The 1,234-nt window shown below is 68.6% G+C and carries 1 protein-coding gene and 1 pseudogene; both read right to left on the bottom strand.

The window, feature by feature from the left end; translation table 11 throughout:
• A pseudogene (locus AC1DY5_RS56240) lies at positions 1 to 682 on the bottom strand (O-antigen ligase family protein); the annotation flags it as partial.
• A 102-nt stretch (positions 683 to 784) separates the two neighbouring features.
• Positions 785 to 1,234 (bottom strand): type 2 periplasmic-binding domain-containing protein (locus AC1DY5_RS56235; RefSeq protein WP_478122806.1); only part of this gene is annotated, 450 nt, incomplete at its 5' end.

The following is a 1,234-nucleotide window of genomic DNA, read 5'->3' as shown; positions in this document are numbered from 1 at the left end:
GCGAGAAGGCGAGCGCTCGCAGCCGAAGGCGCCATTGGTGCACGCAGGCGCCGAGCACGGCGATGAACAAGGCGACTAACGAGGTGCGCGAAGGCAGCGCCAGCGTGACGATGAGGGCGCAGCCCAGGGTCAGGGCCATGGCGCCCGCCAGTCCGAAGGCCCGCCGCGGCGTGGCGGCCGGGAGCGCCAGACCCCAGGTGGCCGCCAAGGCGCCGATCAAGGCGAACAGCAAGGCATCGTTGATCGACTTGTTGCCCTTCATGGTCGTGACGTTGTGCCAGATCGCGAGACCGGGCAGTCCGAAGGCGCGGGTCAGCAGCATCGCCAGCAGCGCCAGCAAGGCGCCGATGAAGAAGCCGCGCAGGCCCCAGGCGGCTTCCTCGTCGGACAGCAGGATCGGCAGGGTCATCGTGGCCGCGATCCGAAAGCCGTGTCCCAGTTCCACAGCCGTTCCGGCATAGCGAGGACCCAGCGCGAGGACCGCCAGCGTCCACAGCACGAAGGCCGCGATGGCCCAGCGCAGGGGATGGGTACGCCATCGATCGAGTCGCTCGGGCAGTTCGCCGCCGGCCAGGATCGCGAGGATGAGCAGGGTCGCGCCGAGGTAGTTGAGGCCTACCGGCATGAAGACGACCGCGCCCCACAGGAAGGCGCATTGTCGAACCCAGGTGGGTCGGGACATGGGATGCAGAGGGACTTCGATCGACCACGCGGGCGGTCGATGCAAGACGGGCGAAAAAACCTGACATTCTTTGCGACGAGCATGAACGAAAAATGAACGTCCCTATCGCGTCCAGCGGCGCAGGCCCAGATCGGCCACCACGCCCTGGTAGTGCGCGATGCTGGCCCGAACATAGTCCTCGAGCGCGGCACCGGTCAGCGAGAAAGGGTAGAGGCGATGGCGTTCGCGCAGGGCCGGGTAGCCCGGCGCCGCCATGGCTTCGCGGAAGGCCTCGGTCCAGCCGCTGACCGCCGTCTCGGCCACCTCGGCGCTCATGTACACGCCGCGGACGGTCGGCCACACCAGGTCCACCTTCTGCGCCCGGGCAGTCGGTATCCCGGCCAGCTCGCCGCCCAGCGGCGCATCGCTGAGAACCGCCAGGATGCGGATGGCCGCGCCGCCCGCGATCGCCTGCAGCGCTTCGGCCGCATCGCCGGGAAAGACGTCGACATGCTTGCCCTGCAGAGCGCTCAATGCGTCGCCGCCGCCCTCGAACGAGACGAAGCGCATCGA

The sequence above is a fragment of the Variovorax sp. P4_D9 genome, from assembly GCF_056401695.1.
Note: the sequence above shows the minus strand (reverse complement) of the source record. Positions and strands in the feature narration are given on the sequence as shown.